This is a genomic window from Telluria sp. AZSoR62, from assembly GCF_058111565.1.
Map to the genome: position 1 here is coordinate 1 of NZ_JBYTST010000017.1, position 18552 is coordinate 18552.

General features: G+C 61.4%; 13 protein-coding genes and 1 tRNA gene. 11 read left to right on the forward strand and 3 right to left on the reverse strand.

What is annotated here, in order from left to right; all coding sequences use genetic code 11:
- From AC3XQU_RS20810 to AC3XQU_RS20860, 11 genes are all read left to right on the forward strand, one after another.
- Positions 1–77, forward strand: a 77-nt coding sequence (locus AC3XQU_RS20810; RefSeq protein ID WP_465263164.1) for an EF-Tu C-terminal domain-related protein, incomplete at its 5' end; no start/stop codon positions are given.
- Positions 78–179: 102 nt separating this feature from the next.
- Positions 180–255, forward strand: a tRNA-Trp gene (locus AC3XQU_RS20815).
- Between the two features lie 36 nt (positions 256–291).
- The gene (gene secE / locus AC3XQU_RS20820) at positions 292–681 is read left to right on the forward strand and encodes a preprotein translocase subunit SecE (protein ID WP_171085303.1); all 390 of its coding nucleotides are present in this window, start codon (positions 292–294) and stop codon (positions 679–681) included.
- The gene (nusG, locus tag AC3XQU_RS20825; RefSeq protein ID WP_171085302.1) at positions 681–1301 is read left to right on the forward strand and encodes a transcription termination/antitermination protein NusG; all 621 of its coding nucleotides are present in this window, start codon (positions 681–683) and stop codon (positions 1299–1301) included. The genes secE and nusG overlap by 1 nt, the downstream gene beginning before the upstream one ends.
- A 108-nt stretch (positions 1302–1409) precedes the next feature.
- Positions 1410–1841: a 50S ribosomal protein L11 gene (gene rplK, locus AC3XQU_RS20830; RefSeq protein ID WP_020653552.1), complete on the forward strand. Its 432-nt coding sequence runs from the start codon at positions 1410–1412 to the stop codon at positions 1839–1841.
- Positions 1841–2536 carry a 50S ribosomal protein L1 gene (gene rplA / locus AC3XQU_RS20835; RefSeq protein ID WP_489876070.1) on the forward strand — a complete coding sequence of 232 codons (696 nt, stop codon included), beginning with the start codon at positions 1841–1843 and terminating at the stop codon, positions 2534–2536. Before rplK ends, rplA begins: the two co-directional genes overlap by 1 nt.
- A gap of 270 nt (positions 2537–2806) precedes the next feature.
- Positions 2807–3337, forward strand: coding sequence for a 50S ribosomal protein L10 (gene rplJ, locus AC3XQU_RS20840; RefSeq protein ID WP_489876071.1), 531 nt, complete (start codon positions 2807–2809; stop codon positions 3335–3337).
- Between the two features lie 63 nt (positions 3338–3400).
- Positions 3401–3775 (forward strand): 50S ribosomal protein L7/L12, encoded by a 375-nt coding sequence (gene rplL / locus AC3XQU_RS20845; RefSeq protein ID WP_489876126.1) that lies wholly within the window; start codon positions 3401–3403, stop codon positions 3773–3775.
- 280 nt (positions 3776–4055) lie between these two features.
- Positions 4056–8165 (forward strand): DNA-directed RNA polymerase subunit beta, encoded by a 4110-nt coding sequence (gene rpoB / locus AC3XQU_RS20850; protein ID WP_489876072.1) that lies wholly within the window; start codon positions 4056–4058, stop codon positions 8163–8165.
- Between the two features lie 225 nt (positions 8166–8390).
- Positions 8391–12644 carry a DNA-directed RNA polymerase subunit beta' gene (rpoC, locus tag AC3XQU_RS20855; RefSeq protein ID WP_489876073.1) on the forward strand — a complete coding sequence of 1418 codons (4254 nt, stop codon included), beginning with the start codon at positions 8391–8393 and terminating at the stop codon, positions 12642–12644.
- Positions 12645–12878: 234 nt separating this feature from the next.
- On the forward strand, positions 12879–13529 hold the full coding sequence (locus AC3XQU_RS20860; RefSeq protein ID WP_489876074.1) for a PEP-CTERM sorting domain-containing protein: 651 nt from the start codon (positions 12879–12881) through the stop codon (positions 13527–13529).
- Positions 13530–13712: 183 nt separating this feature from the next.
- Here AC3XQU_RS20860 and AC3XQU_RS20865 read toward each other — a convergent pair whose 3' ends face one another.
- From AC3XQU_RS20865 to ovoA, 3 genes are all read right to left on the reverse strand, one after another.
- Positions 13713–14084 carry a hypothetical protein gene (locus AC3XQU_RS20865; RefSeq protein ID WP_489876075.1) on the reverse strand — a complete coding sequence of 124 codons (372 nt, stop codon included), beginning with the start codon at positions 14082–14084 and terminating at the stop codon, positions 13713–13715.
- Positions 14085–14092: 8 nt separating this feature from the next.
- Positions 14093–14557 carry a penicillin-insensitive murein endopeptidase gene (locus AC3XQU_RS20870; RefSeq protein ID WP_489876076.1) on the reverse strand — a complete coding sequence of 155 codons (465 nt, stop codon included), beginning with the start codon at positions 14555–14557 and terminating at the stop codon, positions 14093–14095.
- Positions 14558–14708: 151 nt separating this feature from the next.
- A complete protein-coding gene (gene ovoA, locus AC3XQU_RS20875) occupies positions 14709–18374 on the reverse strand; it encodes a 5-histidylcysteine sulfoxide synthase (protein WP_489876077.1) in 3666 nt (1221 codons plus the stop codon).
- Positions 18375–18552 lie beyond the last annotated feature (178 nt).

An 18552-nucleotide genomic window follows, 5' to 3' on the forward strand; every position in this document is an offset into this window, starting at 1 on the left:
AAGAAGGCCTGCGTTTCGCCATCCGCGAAGGCGGCCGTACCGTCGGCGCCGGCGTGGTTGCCAAGATCCTGGCCTAATAAGCCACGGAAAGAGGGGAGCGGGCAACCGTTCCTCTCGAACAGCATTGTCAGGCTGCGAACGCATACTGTATAATGCTGGATTCAGCGAGAAGTTTTCGTAGGGGTGTAGCTCAATTGGCAGAGCGTCGGTCTCCAAAACCGAAGGTCGCGGGTTCGATTCCCTCCGCCCCTGCCACCGATTCTGGTGCCAGGCACCGAAAGTAAAAAAAGTATGTCGAACCAATCCGTGCAAACTGTCAGCACCTCGAATGACAAGTTCAAGGTCGCACTGGCGGTGGTTGCCACGATTGCAGGCGTTGTCGGGTTCTTTTACCTGAAAGGCCAGAACAAACCAGCCTTGGTCGCCGCAGGCGCCCTCTTGGCTGGTTTAGTTTTTGCCGTCCTGCTTTTGTGGACTTCCACCACCGGCCGTGATTTCCTGAGCTTCGCCAAGGAGTCGGTGCGTGAAACCAAGAAGGTCGTTTGGCCGACCCGTCGGGAAGCCACCCAGATCACCGGCATCGTCTTTGCCTTCGTGGTCGTGACGGCTATTTTCCTGTGGGGCACGGATAAGGTTCTCGAATTCCTGTTGTACGACGTCGTCCTGGGGTGGAAAAACTAATGAGCGATAACGTTGACAACGTGCCGGGTGAAGTCCCGGCCGACGGCATTCCACAAGACGCTGCAGCACCGGTGAGTGTCCCGGTCAGCAACAAGCGCTGGTATGTCGTCCATGTCTATTCCGGTATGGAAAAGAGCGTCATGCGCGCCCTGACCGAGCGCATCGAGCGCGCCGGCATGCAAGAACAGTTCGGCCAGATCCTGGTCCCGACCGAAGAAGTCGTCGAAATGCGCAACGGCACCAAGGCCGTTTCCGAGCGCCGCTTCTTCCCTGGCTATGTGCTGGTCGAGATGGAAATGACCGACGAAACCTGGCACCTGGTGAAGAACACCAGCAAAGTGACCGGTTTCATCGGCGGCAAGAGCAACAAGCCGACCCCTATCCCGGCGCGCGAGATCGACAAGATCATGCAGCAGGTCCAGGAAGGCGTCGAGAAGCCGCGGCCGAAAGTGCTGTACGAAGTGGGCGAGCAGGTCCGTATCAAGGAAGGCCCGTTCACCGACTTCAACGGCAACGTCGAGGAAGTGAATTACGAAAAATCGAAGGTGCGTGTGTCTGTCACCATCTTCGGCCGCGCAACTCCGGTGGAACTGGAGTTCGGGCAGGTAGAAAAGGTTTAAACGCACTAATCGGAGCGTCGCAGCAGCAAGGCGGAATCCGGTAAGAGGAGCCCCGCCAGAGTAGTAGTGGTGGGGCGCTACTACTCAAAGCCAATTTAGGAGCACTCCATGGCCAAGAAGATTATTGGTTTTATCAAGCTGCAAGTTGCAGCTGGTAAAGCAAACCCATCCCCACCGATCGGCCCAGCACTGGGTCAGCGCGGCCTGAACATCATGGAATTCTGCAAGGCGTTCAACGCCCAGACCCAGGGTTTCGAGCCGGGCATGCCGATTCCAGTCGTGATCACCGCGTTCGCCGACAAGTCCTTCACCTTCGTGATGAAGACCCCACCGGCAACCTACCTGATCAAGAAAGCCGCTGGCATCACCAAGGGTTCGCCGAAGCCACATACCGACAAGGTTGGCACGCTGACCCGTGCCCAGGCTGAAGAAATCGCAAAAACCAAGCAGCCGGACCTGACCGCCGCCGACATGGACGCAGCAGTGCGTATCATCGCTGGCTCGGCACGTTCGATGGGCATCACGGTGGAGGGTGTGTAATGGCTAAGATGTCCAAGCGCGTCAAAGAAATGAAAGCTAAAGTAGACCGCAACAAGGTCTACGCGTTCGACAACGCTCTGTCGATCGTCAAGGAATTCGCCACTGCCAAGTTCAACGAGTCGATCGACGTCTCGGTGCAGCTGGGCGTGGACCCGAAGAAGTCGGACCAAGTGGTCCGCGGTTCGGTCGTCCTGCCAGCAGGCACCGGCAAGACCGTGCGCGTCGCTGTCTTCGCATCGGGCGAAAAAGCCGAAGCTGCCAAAGCTGCCGGCGCCGACATCGTCGGTATGGAAGACCTGGCTGAGATGGTCAAAGCCGGCAACATGCCATTCGACATCGTCATCGCTTCGCCAGACACCATGCGTATCGTCGGTACCCTGGGCCAGATCCTGGGTCCACGCGGCCTGATGCCTAACCCGAAGGTCGGCACCGTCACCCCTGACGTCGCTACCGCGGTGAAGAACGCCAAAGCCGGTCAGGTCCAGTACCGTACCGACAAGGCAGGTATCGTCCACGCTACCATCGGCCGCAAGTCGTTCTCGGACGACCAGCTCAAGTCGAACCTGGTTGCGCTGATCGAAGCCCTGAACAAGGCCAAGCCAGCCACCTCGAAGGGCGTGTACCTGCGCAAGGTTGCCCTGTCGTCGACCATGGGCGCCGGCGTCCGTGTCGATCACGCTTCGATCGCTGCTTAAGCAATAAGAATTCAGTCTTCGCCAGACATGGCGGAGCGCATCTTTGGGCTGGCGGGGCGGAAACGCTTCGCCAGGCAATCAAAGACCGTTGGGCCGAATGCAGCAGTCAGGCAGGAGGTTAATAGGCCACCCAACGCAGATGGTGTACCCGAACAAGTTTTGTAGTCCACGCTGCGTGAATCTATCCGCGTCAGATTGGCTTCTTAACTTCGGACGCCGTGTTCGAACCGATGTGGACGCTTTTGTCCCCATCATTTAAGGAGATTGACCGTGGGTCTTAATCTGAATGACAAAAAGGTCGTCGTCGAAGAAGTTTCCGCGAAAGTAGCAACCGCGCAAACGATCGTCGTGGCTGAGTACCGTGGCATCCAGGTTGCTCACTTGACCAAGCTCCGTGCAACCGCACGTGCCCAGGGCGTGTACCTGCGTGTTCTGAAGAACACGCTGGCTCGTCGCTCTGTCGAAGGCACGCAGTTTGCCTCGCTGGCTGATTCCATGACCGGTCCGCTGATCTATTCGATCTCGGACGACGCCGTTGCAGCAGCGAAAATCATCAATGATTTCGCTAAAACCAACGACAAGCTGGTCGTGAAAGCCGGTAACTACGCAGGTAAGCAGCTCGATGTAGCTGGCGTTACCGCGTTGGCAAGCATTCCTTCGCGTGAAGTCCTCATCTCGCAGCTGTTGGGCGTGATGCTGGCTCCAGTGTCGGGCTTTGCACGTGGTCTGGCTGCCCTGGCAGCGAAAAAAGGCGAAGGTTCGGAAGCTGCTCCTGCAGCCGAAGAAACCGCTGCTGCTTAATAGCGCGGCCTTTTTTTTCAAGTACCAACCTGAACTACACACACAACATATTTGGAGTTTCAAATGGCAATTAGCAAAGACGATATCCTGAACGCAGTGAGCGAAATGTCCGTCATGGACCTGAACGACCTGGTCAAGGCATTCGAAGAGAAGTTTGGCGTGTCGGCAGCTGCAATGGCAGCTCCTGCAGCCGGCGGCGGCGCTGCCGCAGCAGCTGCTGAAGAGCAGACCGAATTCAACGTCGTGCTGACCGAAATCGGCGCGAACAAGGTCGGCGTCATCAAAGCCGTCCGTGAAATCACCGGTCTGGGCCTGAAAGAAGCCAAGGACGTGGTCGACGGTGCACCAAAGACCGTGAAAGAAGCCATGCCTAAGGCCGACGCAGAAGCCGCCAAGAAGAAGCTGGAAGAAGCTGGCGCCAAGGCTGAGCTGAAGTAATCATGTGCATTGGGCACTTCGGTGCCCAACGCGGGAGTCAAAGCTTGCGAAACCTGCCGAAAGGGAGGTGGTGCGGCTTTGGCTCTTTTGTCGTCCCTGCGGCAAACGTGTGCAATACCTGTCGTACGGCAACAAATGCGGCAGACGGAAATATCGTAACACAGCAGTAGCTCGTCCTTTTTCACCTGGCGGGAAAGCAGAGGCTTCAGGCCTTGCGTGTGGCGCTTCAACCACTGGCAATTCCTGAATTCTCATCCTTTCTGTCACTCACGGAGTGTCCATGCACTACTCATTTACTGAGAAGAAGCGCATTCGCAAGTCGTTCGCGAAGCGCGCCAACGTTCACAACGTTCCCTACCTTCTGGCTACCCAGCTTGAATCCTACGAGAATTTCCTGCAGGCCGACGCCACCCCGTCCGTCCGCAAGAACGAAGGCCTGCAGTCCGCCTTCAGCTCCATCTTCCCTATCGTGTCGCACAATGGTTTTGCGCGCCTCGAGTTCCTCTCTTATGTGCTGGGCGACCCTGCGTTTGACGTGAAAGAATGCCAGCAGCGCGGCCTGACTTTCGCCTCGCCGCTGCGCGCCAAGGTGCGTCTGGTGATCCTGGACAAGGAATCGCCGACCAAGCCGGTCGTGAAGGAAATGAAGGAGCAGGAAGTCTACATGGGCGAACTGCCGCTGATGACCACGAACGGTTCGTTCGTGATCAACGGCACGGAACGCGTCATCGTCTCGCAGCTGCACCGCTCGCCAGGCGTGTTCTTCGAACACGACCGCGGCAAGACCCACTCTTCGGGCAAGCTGCTGTTCTCGGCACGCATCATTCCTTACCGCGGCTCGTGGCTGGACTTCGAGTTCGACCCGAAGGACATCCTGTTCTTCCGCGTCGACCGCCGCCGCAAGATGCCGGTCACGATCCTGCTGAAGGCCATCGGCATGACGCCGGAGCAGATCCTGGCGAACTTCTTCGTCTTCGACAATTTCGTTCTCCGCAATGAAGGCGGCGAGCTGGAGTTCGTGTCCGAACGCCTGCGCGGCGAAGTCGCGCGCTTCGACATCGTCGATCCGAAGTCGGGCAAGACCATCGTCACCAAGGACAAGCGCATCAATGCCAAGCATGTGCGCGACATCGAAGCGGCCGGCATCAAGAGCATCTCGGTCCCTGAAGACTACCTGCTCGGCCGCGTGCTGGCCAAGAACATCGTCGACCAGGACACCGGCGAAGTCATCGCCGTGGCCAACGACGAGCTGACCGAAGAGCTGCTGGGCAAGCTGCGCGACGCGTCCGTCACCGACATCCAGACGCTCTACACGAACGACCTGGACCAGGGCGGCTACATCTCGCAGACCCTGCGCACCGACGACACCGCCGACCAGACCGCCGCGCGCGTGGCGATCTACCGCATGATGCGTCCTGGCGAACCGCCAACCGAAGAGTCGGTCGAAGCCCTGTTCAACGGCCTGTTCTACAGCCCTGAGCGCTACGACCTGTCGGCTGTCGGCCGCATGAAGTTCAACCGCCGTATCGGCCGTGACGAACTGACCGGCGCCATGACGATGTCGAACGAAGACATCCTGGCCGTGATCAAGATCCTCGTCGAACTGCGCAATGGCCGCGGCGAAGTCGATGACATCGATCACCTGGGTAACCGCCGCGTGCGTTGCGTCGGCGAACTGGCCGAAAACCAGTTCCGCGCCGGCCTGGTGCGCGTCGAGCGCGCCGTCAAGGAACGCCTCGGCCAGGCCGAAGCGGACAACCTGATGCCGCACGACCTGATCAACAGCAAGCCGATCTCGGCCGCGATTCGTGAGTTCTTCGGCTCGTCCCAGCTGTCGCAGTTCATGGACCAGACCAACCCGCTGTCGGAAGTCACCCACAAGCGCCGCGTTTCGGCTCTTGGACCGGGCGGCCTGACCCGCGAACGTGCAGGCTTCGAGGTGCGCGACGTGCACCCGACCCACTACGGCCGCGTGTGCCCGATCGAAACGCCTGAAGGCCCGAACATCGGCCTGATCAACTCGCTGGCACTGTACGCTCGCCTGAACGAATACGGCTTCCTGGAAACCCCGTACCGCAAGGTCGACGGCTCCAAAGTCACCGACAAGATCGAATACCTGTCGGCGATCGAAGAAGGCCGCTACATCATTGCGCAGGCAAACGCCGCGATCAATGAAGAAGGCCAGCTGATCGACGAACTGGTCTCGGCCCGCGAAGCCGGCGAAACCATCCTGGTCTCGCCGGAGCGCATCCAGTACATGGACGTCGCTCCAGGCCAGATCGTGTCGGTCGCAGCATCCTTGATTCCGTTCCTGGAACACGATGACGCGAACCGTGCACTGATGGGCGCCAACATGCAGCGCCAGGCCGTGCCTTGCCTGCGTCCGGAAAAAGCCTTTGTCGGTACCGGCATCGAGCGCACCGTGGCAGTCGACTCGGGTACCACCGTGCAGGCCCTGCGTGGCGGCGTGGTCGACTACATCGATGCGGGCCGTGTGGTGATTCGCGTGAACGACGACGAGGCGCAAGCCGGCGAAGTCGGCGTGGACATCTACAACCTGATCAAGTACACCCGTTCGAACCAGAACACCAACATCAACCAGCGTCCGATCGTGCAGGTTGGCGACCGCGTTGCCCGTGGCGACGTGATCGCCGACGGCGCATCGACCGACCTGGGCGAACTGGCCCTGGGCCAGAACATGCTGGTGGCGTTCATGCCGTGGAACGGCCTGAACTTCGAGGATTCGATCCTGATCTCGGAAAACGTCGTCAAGGACGACCGTTACACCTCGATCCACATCGAAGAGCTGTCGGTTGTCGCCCGCGACACCAAGCTCGGCGCGGAAGAAATCACCCGCGACATCTCGAACCTGGCGGAGAACCAGCTGGCGCGCCTGGATGAATCGGGCATCGTCTACATCGGCGCCGAAGTGCAGGCTGGCGACGTGCTGGTCGGTAAGGTCACCCCGAAAGGCGAGACCCAGCTGACCCCGGAAGAAAAGCTGCTGCGCGCGATCTTCGGCGAAAAAGCGTCGGACGTGAAAGACACCTCGCTGCGCGTGCCATCGGGCATGATCGGCACCGTGATCGACGTCCAGGTCTTCACCCGTGAAGGCATCCAGCGCGACAAGCGCGCCCAGCAGATCATCGACGATGAACTCAAGCGCTATCGCCTGGACCTGAACGACCAGATGCGTATCGTCGAAGGCGATGCCTTCCAGCGTCTCGAGCGCATGCTGACCGGCAAGATCGTCAACGGCGGTCCGAAGAAGCTGGCCAAGGGCGCCGCGATCACCCAGGAATACCTGGCCGATCTCGACAAGTTCCACTGGTTCGACATCCGCCCTGCGGACGACGACACCGCGAACGCGCTGGAAGCGATCAAGGAATCGATCAACGAGAAGCGCCACCAGTTCGACCTGGCCTTCGAAGAGAAGCGCAAGAAGCTCACGCAAGGCGACGAGCTGCAGCCTGGCGTGCAGAAGATGGTCAAGGTCTACCTGGCCGTCAAGCGCCGCCTGCAGTCGGGCGACAAGATGGCAGGCCGCCACGGTAACAAGGGTGTGGTCTCGCGTATCGTGCCGGTGGAAGACATGCCGTTCATGGCGGACGGTACGCCTGCGGACGTCGTGCTGAACCCGCTGGGCGTTCCGTCGCGTATGAACGTCGGCCAGATCCTGGAAACCCACCTCGGTTGGGCGGCCAAGGGCCTGGGCCTGCGTATCGGCGACATGCTGCGGGCTCAAGCCAAGGCCGAAGAACTGCGCGGCTTCCTGGGCCAGATCTACAACGAGACCGGCCGCAAGGAAGACCTGGACAGCTTCAGCGATGAAGAAATCCTGACCCTGGCGAAGAACCTCAAGAACGGCGTGCCGTTCGCGACTCCGGTCTTCGACGGCGCGCACGAGACGGAAATCCGCCGCATGCTGGACCTGGCCTTCCCGGACGAGATCGCGACCCAGCTGGGCATGACCCCGTCGAAGAACCAGGTCACGATGTTCGATGGCCGCACCGGCGAAGCATTCGAGCGCAAGGTCACCGTCGGCTTCATGCACATGCTGAAGCTGCACCACCTGGTGGACGACAAGATGCACGCGCGTTCGACCGGTCCATACTCGCTCGTCACGCAGCAGCCACTGGGCGGTAAAGCCCAGTTCGGCGGCCAGCGCTTCGGTGAGATGGAGGTGTGGGCACTGGAAGCCTACGGCGCGTCCTACGTGCTGCAGGAAATGCTGACCGTGAAGTCCGATGACGTGAACGGCCGCACCAAGGTGTACGAGAACCTGGTCAAGGGCGACCACGTGATCGACGCCGGCATGCCGGAATCGTTCAACGTGCTGGTGAAGGAAATCCGTTCGCTGGGTATCGACATCGATCTCGAGCGCAACTAAGCAAGGCCAGCATGGCCGCCGGCCTTCGGGCTCGGTCTGCTGTCCTTGAAACGTCGCCCCGGCGCAGGCTGGGGCGCAAGCCCGGCGAAAAGCTGGCAAACTTGGATCCCCGCCTGCGCGGGGATGACGCTTTCAAGGGGAGCAGCTCAGCAAGCACTGGCGAAAATCAGTGAGAAGCCGGCGGAAGTTGTACCAAGTACAGAATTCAATCACCTGGAGTGATACATGAAAGCACTGCTCGATCTATTCAAGCAAGTTCAAACGAACGAAAGTTTCGACGCCATCAAGATCGGCCTGGCGTCGCCTGAAAAAATCCGTTCGTGGTCCTTCGGCGAAGTCAAGAAGCCGGAAACCATCAACTACCGTACCTTCAAGCCAGAGCGCGACGGCCTGTTCTGCGCCAAGATCTTTGGCCCGATCAAGGACTACGAGTGCCTGTGCGGCAAGTACAAGCGCCTGAAGCACCGCGGCGTGATCTGCGAGAAGTGCGGCGTCGAAGTCACGCTGGCCAAGGTGCGCCGCGAGCGCATGGGCCACATCGAACTGGCTTCGCCAACCGCGCACATCTGGTTCCTGAAGTCGCTGCCGTCGCGCCTGGGCATGGTCCTGGACATGACGCTGCGGGACATCGAACGCGTGCTGTACTTCGAAGCATATGTCGTGACCGATCCAGGCATGACCCCGCTGAAGAAGTCGCAGATCATGTCGGAAGACGACTACGCCGCCAAGTACGAAGAGTACGGCGACGACTTCACCGCATTCATGGGCGCCGAAGGCATCCGTGAGCTGCTGCGCTCGATCGACATCCACCGCGATGCCGAAGCCCTGCGCGTGGAGCTGAAGGAATCGAAATCCGAAGCCAAGATCAAGAAATACGCCAAGCGCCTGAAAGTGCTCGAGGCCTTCCAGCGTTCGGGCATCAAGCCCGACTGGATGATCATGGAAGTGCTCCCGGTCCTGCCGCCGGAGCTGCGTCCGCTCGTGCCTCTGGACGGCGGCCGTTTCGCGACCTCCGACCTGAACGACCTGTACCGCCGCGTCATCAACCGTAATAACCGCCTGAAGCGCCTGATGGAACTGCGCGCACCGGAGATCATTACGCGTAACGAGAAGCGCATGCTGCAGGAAGCAGTGGACTCGCTGCTGGACAACGGCCGTCGCGGCAAAGCGATGACCGGCGCCAACAAGCGTCCGCTGAAGTCGCTGGCCGAGATGATCAAGGGTAAGGGCGGCCGTTTCCGTCAGAACCTGCTGGGCAAGCGCGTCGACTACTCGGGCCGTTCGGTCATCGTGGTCGGCCCACAGCTGAAACTGCACCAGTGCGGCCTGCCGAAGCTGATGGCCCTGGAACTGTTCAAGCCATTCATCTTCAACAAGCTCGAACTGATGGGTCTGGCTACGACCATCAAGGCGGCCAAGAAGCTCGTCGAGATCCAGGAACCGGTGGTCTGGGACATCCTTGAAGAAGTCATCAAGGAACACCCGGTCATGCTGAACCGTGCACCGACCCTGCACCGTCTCGGTATCCAGGCGTTCGAGCCGGTCCTGATCGAAGGCAAGGCCATCCAGCTGCACCCACTCGTTTGCGCGGCCTTCAACGCCGACTTCGACGGTGACCAGATGGCTGTCCACGTCCCGCTGTCGATCGAAGCGCAGATGGAAGCGCGCACGCTGATGCTGGCGTCGAACAACATCCTGTTCCCGTCGAACGGCGAACCGTCGATCGTGCCGTCCCAGGATATCGTGCTGGGCCTGTACTACGCGAGCCGCGAGGCGATCAACGCCAAGGGCGAAGGCATGATGTTCCCGGACGTGTCGGAAGTCATCCGCGCGTACGACAACAAGGAAGTGGAACTGGCGACCCGCATCACCGTGCGTATCGTCGAGTACCCACGCGTTGCCGGCACCGAGGAATTCGAGCGCACCGTCACGCGCTACGAGACCACCGTCGGCCGTGCGATCCTGTCCGAGATCCTCCCTAAAGGCCTGCCGTTCAGCGTGCTGAACCGCTCGCTGAAGAAGAAGGAAATCTCGAAGCTGATCAACACGTCGTTCCGCAAGTGCGGCCTGCGTGCGACCGTCGTGTTTGCCGACAAGCTGATGCAGTCGGGCTTCCGCCTGGCGACGCGCGCCGGTATCTCGATCGCCGTCGACGACATGAAGATCCCGGACGTGAAGAAAGGCATGATCGCGACCGCCGAAGCGGAAGTGAAGCAGATCGAGCAGCAGTACAGCTCGGGCCTGGTCACCGCCGGCGAGCGTTACAACAAGGTCGTCGACATCTGGGGCAAGACGTCGGACGAAGTCGGCAAGGCGATGATGGACCAGCTGAAAGTCGAGCCGGTCACCAAGCGCGACGGTACCGAAGGCACCCAGGAATCGTTCAACGCGATTTACATGATGGCCGACTCGGGCGCCCGCGGTTCGGCAGCGCAGATTCGCCAGCTGGCCGGTATGCGAGGCCTGATGGCCAAGCCGGACGGTTCGATTATCGAAACGCCGATTACCGCGAACTTCCGCGAAGGCCTGAACGTGTTGCAGTACTTCATCTCGACGCACGGCGCCCGTAAGGGTCTGGCCGACACCGCGCTGAAGACGGCAAACTCGGGTTACCTGACCCGCCGCCTGGTCGACGTGACCCAGGATCTGGTGGTCATCGAGGACGATTGCGGCACCACCAACGGCACCTTCATGAAGGCGATGGTCGAAGGCGGTGAAGTCATCGAAGCGCTGCGCGACCGTATCCTCGGCCGCGTGACGGGCCACGATGTCGTCAATCCTGAGACCCAGGAAACCGTGTACGAAGCCGGCACCCTGCTGGACGAAGACATGGTCGAAGAGATCGAGCGTCTGGGCATCGACGAAGTCAAGGTCCGCACCCCGCTGAACTGCGACACCCGCTACGGCCTGTGCGCATCCTGCTACGGCCGCGACCTGGGCCGCGGCTCGATGGTCAACAGCGGCGAAGCAGTCGGCGTCGTGGCGGCACAGTCGATCGGTGAGCCGGGTACCCAGCTGACCATGCGTACCTTCCACATCGGTGGTGCGGCATCGCGTGCCGCAGTGGCGTCGTCGGTCGAAGCCAAGTCGAACGGTACGGTCCGCTTCACGGCGACCATGCGTTACGTCACCAACGGCAAGGGCGCGCAAATCGTCATTACCCGTTCGGGCGAAGTGCTGATCACCGACGACCACGGCCGTGAGCGCGAGCGTCACAAGGTGCCGTACGGCGCGACCCTGATCGTCAAGGACGGCCAGGCAGTCAAGGCCGGCACCGCCCTGGCAACCTGGGATCCGCTGACCCGTCCGATCATCACCGAGTACGCAGGTACCATCAAGTTCGAGAACGTGGAAGAGGGCGTCACCGTCGCTCGCCAGGTCGACGAAGTGACCGGCCTGTCGACCCTGGTCGCGATCGATCCGAAGCGCCGTGGTTCCGCAGGCAAGGTTGTGCGTCCGCAGGTCAAGCTGCTGAACGAAGAAGGCCAGGAAGTGAAGATCGCCGGCACCGAGCACGCCGTGACGATCGGTTTCCAGGTTGGCGCGCTGATCATGGTGAAGGACGGCCAGGCCGTCTCGGTGGGTGAAGTGCTGGCACGTATCCCGACCGAATCGCAGAAGACCCGCGACATTACCGGTGGTCTGCCACGCGTTGCCGAGCTGTTCGAAGCACGTTCGCCGAAAGACGCGGGCATGCTGGCCGAAGTCACCGGTACCGTCGCCTTCGGTAAGGAAACCAAGGGCAAGCAGCGTCTGGAAATCACGGACATGGACGGCAACAAGCACGAGTTCCTGATCACCAAGGACAAGCAAGTGCTGGTCCACGATGGCCAGGTCGTGAACAAGGGCGAGATGATCGTCGATGGTCCGGCCGATCCGCAGGACATCCTGCGCCTGCTGGGTATCGAAGCGCTGGCACGTTACATCGTCGACGAAGTGCAGGACGTCTACCGTCTGCAAGGCGTGAAGATCAACGACAAGCACATCGAAGTGATCGTGCGCCAGATGCTGCGCCGCGTGGCCATCGTCGAAGCCGGCGACACCGACTACATCGTCGGCGAGCAGGTGGAGCGTTCGGAACTGCTGGAAGAGAACGACCGCATGGAAGCCGCAGGGAAACTGCAAGCGACCTACGAGAACGTCCTGCTGGGTATTACCAAGGCATCGCTGTCGACCGATTCGTTCATCTCGGCCGCATCGTTCCAGGAAACCACCCGCGTGCTGACCGAAGCTGCGATCATGGGCAAGCGCGACGGCCTGCGCGGCTTGAAGGAAAACGTCATTGTCGGCCGCCTGATCCCTGGCGGTACCGGCCTGGCATTCCACCGCGCCAAGAAAGAGAAGGAAGTGTGGGAGGCGGAAGAGCGCCAGGCACTGCTGCAGCAGGAGAAGGCCAACATGGCTGCCGAACTGCAGGCGATGGAAGACCAGCAGAATGCGGCGGCTCCGGCTGAGCAGCATCATGGCGAGGACGAGTGATCGTTTAGCTGAGCTGACATGAAAACGGCACCCTGAGGGGTGCCGTTTTTTTTGCCGCCTCTTTCCTTGTCGAATATTTTTACATCCGAGCCCCGGTTTCCAAGGTGCTTGTCTGTCGGATCTGGTTTGAGCTCTATAAGTTATTGATTCGCATAACAGAGTTGCAGAAAGGAAAACTTTGGCATAGAAATTGCTTCTTGTAAATTCCTCTCCGTACTAGAACTAGATGCCCGAATGAAGACTATGCCTTACAAATATCTGTCCAAAATTGCTGCAACCGCGGTGCTCTGCCTCGCTGCGAGCCCGAGTTTTGCGTCGGTCGTCTGGGATTTCAGTCCTGCTGTTGCCCAAGACAACGCGTCAGGTGACCGCTGGACCAATATCCTGGATATCCAGCATTTCGCCGAGCAGGTGTCGTTTGATAAAACGACGCGCATCAACGGGATGGACATCTACGGCAGCGATTTCTTTGGTGCCGTGGGCGACGCCGCGCGGATCACGATCTGGAGCGACGCCGGCATCCCAGGTACTGTCCTCGCCAGCTTCGACTCGGCGATCTCCATTGTCGATACCGAGGGCGTCCAGGGCGGCCAGAACCGCCTGCACGCGGATTTCAGCGGCTTCGACATGCTCGCCAATACCAAGTATTGGATCGGCATGACGACGACGACGGCCAACTGGACCCAGTCCGGCATGTACGCTATGCCTGGTGGCAACGGCACGATGGCGCAGTTCTTCAACATGGAGTACCAGGGCCAGGCCGACCTCGGTGACATGGCATTCCGCCTGCACGGTAGCGCTGCAGACGTACCGGAGCCTGCATCAGTGGCCCTGTTCGGCCTGGCCCTGCTGGGCATGGGCGCGGTGCGCCGCCGCAAGTCGTAACGCGCGATTGTTTCTCCAGCTTTCACCGCTGCAGTAAATCGCTGCCGCTGTTGGCTGCTCATGAAGACGGCATCCCGACGGAGGCCGTCTTTTTTGTTGGGAGTGGCTACGGAAGCATCTTCCGCTCAACCCGGTTACGCCTGGATCCCGCACGGAATCCCGTCGTTGAAAGTGCATCAGCGACTAGCAGACGCTACCCCCAATGCTTTTTCCATCGCGAAGATCAAAGCCAAAGCTGCATTCGTATTCCCCTTCCTTGCTCCGACTGCACGTCAAATTGCCTTTGTCGCGGAATCGGACACGCGTGCCGCCCCCTTCCGTGCATGCATCATGTTTATCGGGACCGATCGCGTCGAACAATTCCCGGGCAGCCGAGCCTTCCATTGAAATGGCAATCTTTTTATCCCTGACGGTCGGCGCTCTCGGATCGCCCAGCCCGCCTCCATAAATACGGTAGGTTGCCGCTGCTTTCTTGTAAGGACCGGGCCCGCTGTCTTCGGCGCTAGCGTTCACAGCAAAGGACAGTGCGATCAACAAAAAAGTTAGTTTGAACATGCTTCGCCTTAAAAACGCACTTCGACATGAAAATGGTCGTTGTGACCGGCCAGGGAGCGGACGCCAGGAATGGATATATCGTTGAAACGCACTGCCTTGACCATAGGCTGTTGAAGGAAGAGCCCAATGAGCCGCGCAGTTGCCCCTTGATCGTACTGGCCGTCCAGTCGATTGCACGGCGCTTCTCTCCCATCCCTGCGGATTGCACGTACGTCAACTTCCAGCCCGCTTCGATGGGAACGGTGCGGCTGAAATCGCTCGCCATCTGCCAGGCTGATGTTCCCAACGCCAAATTTGCGGCTGTCGACCTGACACCACTCGCAAGCGACCGCCTGGATGACAGTCATCATTCGTGGATGCGCGAATTGACCCCGTCCGTTACCAGGCGTGCCGTACACGTAGTAGCCCCCGCCTTCAAATCCTTGTGGAAGCACGAAGAAGCCGCGTGCATCCTGCGTTGATCTTTCCCTCATCGTGTCCCTAGGTCAACCCCTGCATGAGCAGTCGAAGAAGCCATTCTTAGGGAATTTGAGGATGCAATATTGATGCTGGCTAAAGCCATCAGTCGCCGTAAGTCGACCAAGGGGCAGTACAGTGTTTGATCGACGACTGCCCCCAGTCAACTCAGACGGACACCTTCCGCACCCACACCGTCAGGTCCGACACCACATATTCATACTTGCGGCGGTGCTCCCGAATCATGAACGGCATATCTTCCCGGTGCACCAGCTCGAACTCCTCGCCAAGCACTTCCTGCAAGCCATCCGCTGACCACTGCGGCCCATCCTCGCCCTCGGTGCCGCCCAGCCACGCGCCTTTCCCCGTGAACTGCTCCATCCAAGAAAACGGCGACGCAAAGACCACGATGCCGCCTTCCTTTACCAGCCCGCGCAGTCCACCCAGGCGTCCGAGGAAAGCCTTGGGACTCGGCAGGCGGCACAGCAGGTTCGACGCGAGCACCGCATCGAAGCCCGCATACTCGCTCGGCAGTGAGCAGGCGTCGGCGCGGCGGAAAGCGACGCGCGCCAGATCCACCCCCGCAGGCGCGACCGCCACCGCCGTCTCGTGGATATCGCCTTCTATCATGATCTTGTAGGGCAGCGAATCACCACGGCGCAAGGCTTCTGCAGCATCGATGAACTGTTCGGAAATGTCGACGCCGGTGACGTGGTCATACGACCGCGCCAGCGCGAAGCTCGCCGCGCCCACCGCGCACCCCACGTCCAGCACGCGCTCGAATCCGCAGCCGTGGCGGCGCGCCAGCGTCACGAGTTGATTCGCGCAGCGCTGCGGGAAATTCCCGACCATGTCGGCCAGCGAGGCCGGCGCCGACTTGTCCGGCGCGCCGTAGTGGAACAGCAGGTACTGCGACAGCACCGACTTGTTCTGGTACTTCGCCGAGCCGCCGCCGAGCAGGCGCACCGCGCTATCGGTGTCGCCGTTATCCGGCGCCACCACGTGAAAGCCCGTGTGCTGGAAAAAATGCGGCCGGAAGTGGAAGCGGGCAAACACCGAGGCTTCGGCGCCGGTGCTGATGAACGAGCCGCCCAGGATCATCTTGTGCTCGCCGTCGAAGCAGGGGGTGCTGAAGTCGTCGTAGAGCGCGTGCACCTTGAAGCCGTCGAGTGGATGGAAGTCGTCCTCGCACCAGTCCCACAGGTTGCCGGCGATGTCGTGCACGCCGAAGGGGCCCGCCGCTGACCAGCCCACCGCTGTTTCGGAGGCGAAGGCCAGGTTCAGGTTGGCGCCGTGCGACTCGGCATACTGCACCGAGCCGCAGCGCATCGCCGCATCGTCGTTGACGCCAGCACGCCCGGAGGCGGCAGGGCCGCGACGCAGGTAGACGTGTTCGGCTTCCGTCGGCAAGCGGTAGCTCCGGCCGTCCTGCGCCGATTTCCAGGCGAGGTAAGCCTGCGCTTCGTGGAAGTTCGCGCACACCGGCCAGTCGAGGGGCAGGTCGATTTCCTCGAACAGGGTGCGCAGCCGGTACTCGTGCAGGCCGGCCGGGCCGGCGGGCAGCCAGAAGGTCGGCCATCTGGTATTGCGGAAGGAGCGCCACTTCCAGCCGGTGTCGCTCCAGAACCGCTGGTCCTGGTAGCCGCCGGCGCGCACGAAGTCGAGGAACTGCCCGTTCGCCACCATGTACTTCGACACCGATAACGCGCCCACCTGGGCCTGGCGGCTGCCGTATTCGTTATCCCAGCCGAAGCTCGGCCAGCCTGCCGGCTTGCCCAGTTCCACCTGGGCGGCCGGCACCGGGAGCATGGTATCGAGTCCGGTAGACATGGACATGGTCGGCGGGAGCGCCGGCCAGGCCGCGGGACGCTGCAGCAGCGCGAGCGGCATCTCGCGCATCAGCACCGACGAAGTTTCAAGGTGGATGCGCTCGTGTTCCATCGCCATGAACAGCGCCCACAGCGGATCGTTCGGCGTGATCGGCGCGTGGCCCTCGGCCAGGCCGGGGTGGGTCGCAATCAGGTCGGCTACGAGCGCGAAGACCTGGCGCCGGTAGTCGCTCACTTCCTGCACGCCGGGCCAGCTCATCTCGTTCTTGGACATGTCGTCCCAGGACATCTCGTCGACGCCGACCTCGAACACGCGCTCGAAATAGGCATTGATCGGATGTTCGAGCAAGCCTGCCACGCGCAGCTTGTTGGCGAACAGGCTGGGCGTGTGGCCGTAATGAAAGATCATCGGGTGGCGCAGCCCGTGGTAGGGCGGGCGCATGAAGGCGTCCTCGCCGCGCAGGCCGCTGAACAGCACCTCGTTGAGCAGCCATCCGTTGGCAAAGTAGTCGAACACCGATGCGCGGGTGCAGGTCGCAAGATCGGGCAGGGGCAGGGAGACCACGCGCCCGGCCTGCAGGTGCGCCGCCGCTTCTGCCGCGTGCGGCGACAGGCCGGTCCACCACCAGTCGGGCCGCGCACCGGCCAAGGGGTCTGCGGCGCAAGCGTGCGCGGGGCGATGCATTTCCAGTCCAGGCATGGGTTTCCTTTCTTGCTGCATTGAGGCTCGCTGGTAGAGGGCGAGGAGGTGGCCAGGCTCGTCGTAGGCGGTGCGGTCGCCGGCGCGCAGGGACTGGCGCATGAGACGCACCATCGCTTCCAGATGACTGGGTGCGAACGAGTGGGCAGGACGTCCTGTGATTTCGGCGAGGCGGCCGGCGATCACGGCCGGGTCGCTCACCACGGGGCAGATGCGATAGCGGTAGTTGCCGCCGATGCGTTCCGGCGGCAGGTCCATGAAGCGGTCCGCACGCTGGCGAAACACGCTCAGCGGCAAGCGGTAGGCATTGGCGCCCAGGATCGGCAGGTCGTCCGGCAAGGCGGCGCCGTCCATGCGCTGCTGGATCTCGGTGGCCAGCGGCAGCAGGCTGTCCAGCCGGTACTGCGCCACCGACTGGTTGCCGATGCGGGCCAGGTTGGCGATCAATTCGCCCAGCGAGGCGTGGCCATTGACGGCAGTGCGCTTGGGCAGGCCGGCCCAGACGCCGTCCGCGCCCTGCAGCAGCGCTTCGATCACGGACGCGTTCTCGAAGCCGGCGCCAGCGTGCACGTGCACCAGCAGCTGCATGGGCGGCGGCAGGATGTCGCGGGCGATGGCGACATAGGCGCCGACCTGGAAGGGGAAGAAGGTGCCGCGCGCATCCTCGATGCTCACGCCCTCGATCGGCAGCCGGGCCAGCAGCCGCAGCACCGACACGACGCGCGGCAGGTTCTCGGCAAAGGCGTCGCAGCCGTCGGCGATGTTCACGATGATGCGTGGCGCCTGGCCGCCGTCGCCCGTGACGTGCGCATGGATCCAGTCGACGCTGGCGGGCAGGCCATCGAGCAGCGCGGCCATGTCGTACTCGCCGGCCATGCCTTCGTCGCTCAGGCCGATCTCGAGCAGGGTGTTGGGCACGCCGTAGTCGCGCAGCTTGCGTAGCGAGGGCGAAGGCTGGAAGATGCCATCGGCATCCGGGATGCCGATGCCGGTGAGGGCGAAGCATCCGCTTCTGTCGATCCCGTGGTCGCGCAGGTGCAGCATGAAGTCGTCGTCGACTTCCGGCTCGTCCGGCAGCGAATAATTCAGGGTACCGAGGACGATACGACGAAAGCCGAATTCCCTCAAGCGGGGCAGCAGGTCGAGCCGGTCCGCCAAGGTCTGGCCGATCCGCGCGCCCACGGCGTTCTCGCGCAGCGACAGGTCGATCATGACGGGTGACAGAGTGCGCAACCGGTCCAGCTTTGCCTGCGCCGCGTCCATGTGCTTGCGGGCGCGTCCCAGTTGATCGTCAAACGAAAGCATGTCCACTTCCACAGGTCTATGACTGAGGCACGGGCCATTGCCGGCCCGGCAGGATCGACGCTGCAGTTATTGTGAACAAGCAACAATCGCTCGGCCCTCATACTAACCGACAATCTGTGGCCGACATAGCGTGTATGCTGCGCGGGTAACATATCCGACATGTGTCCCTGTGTTGCGT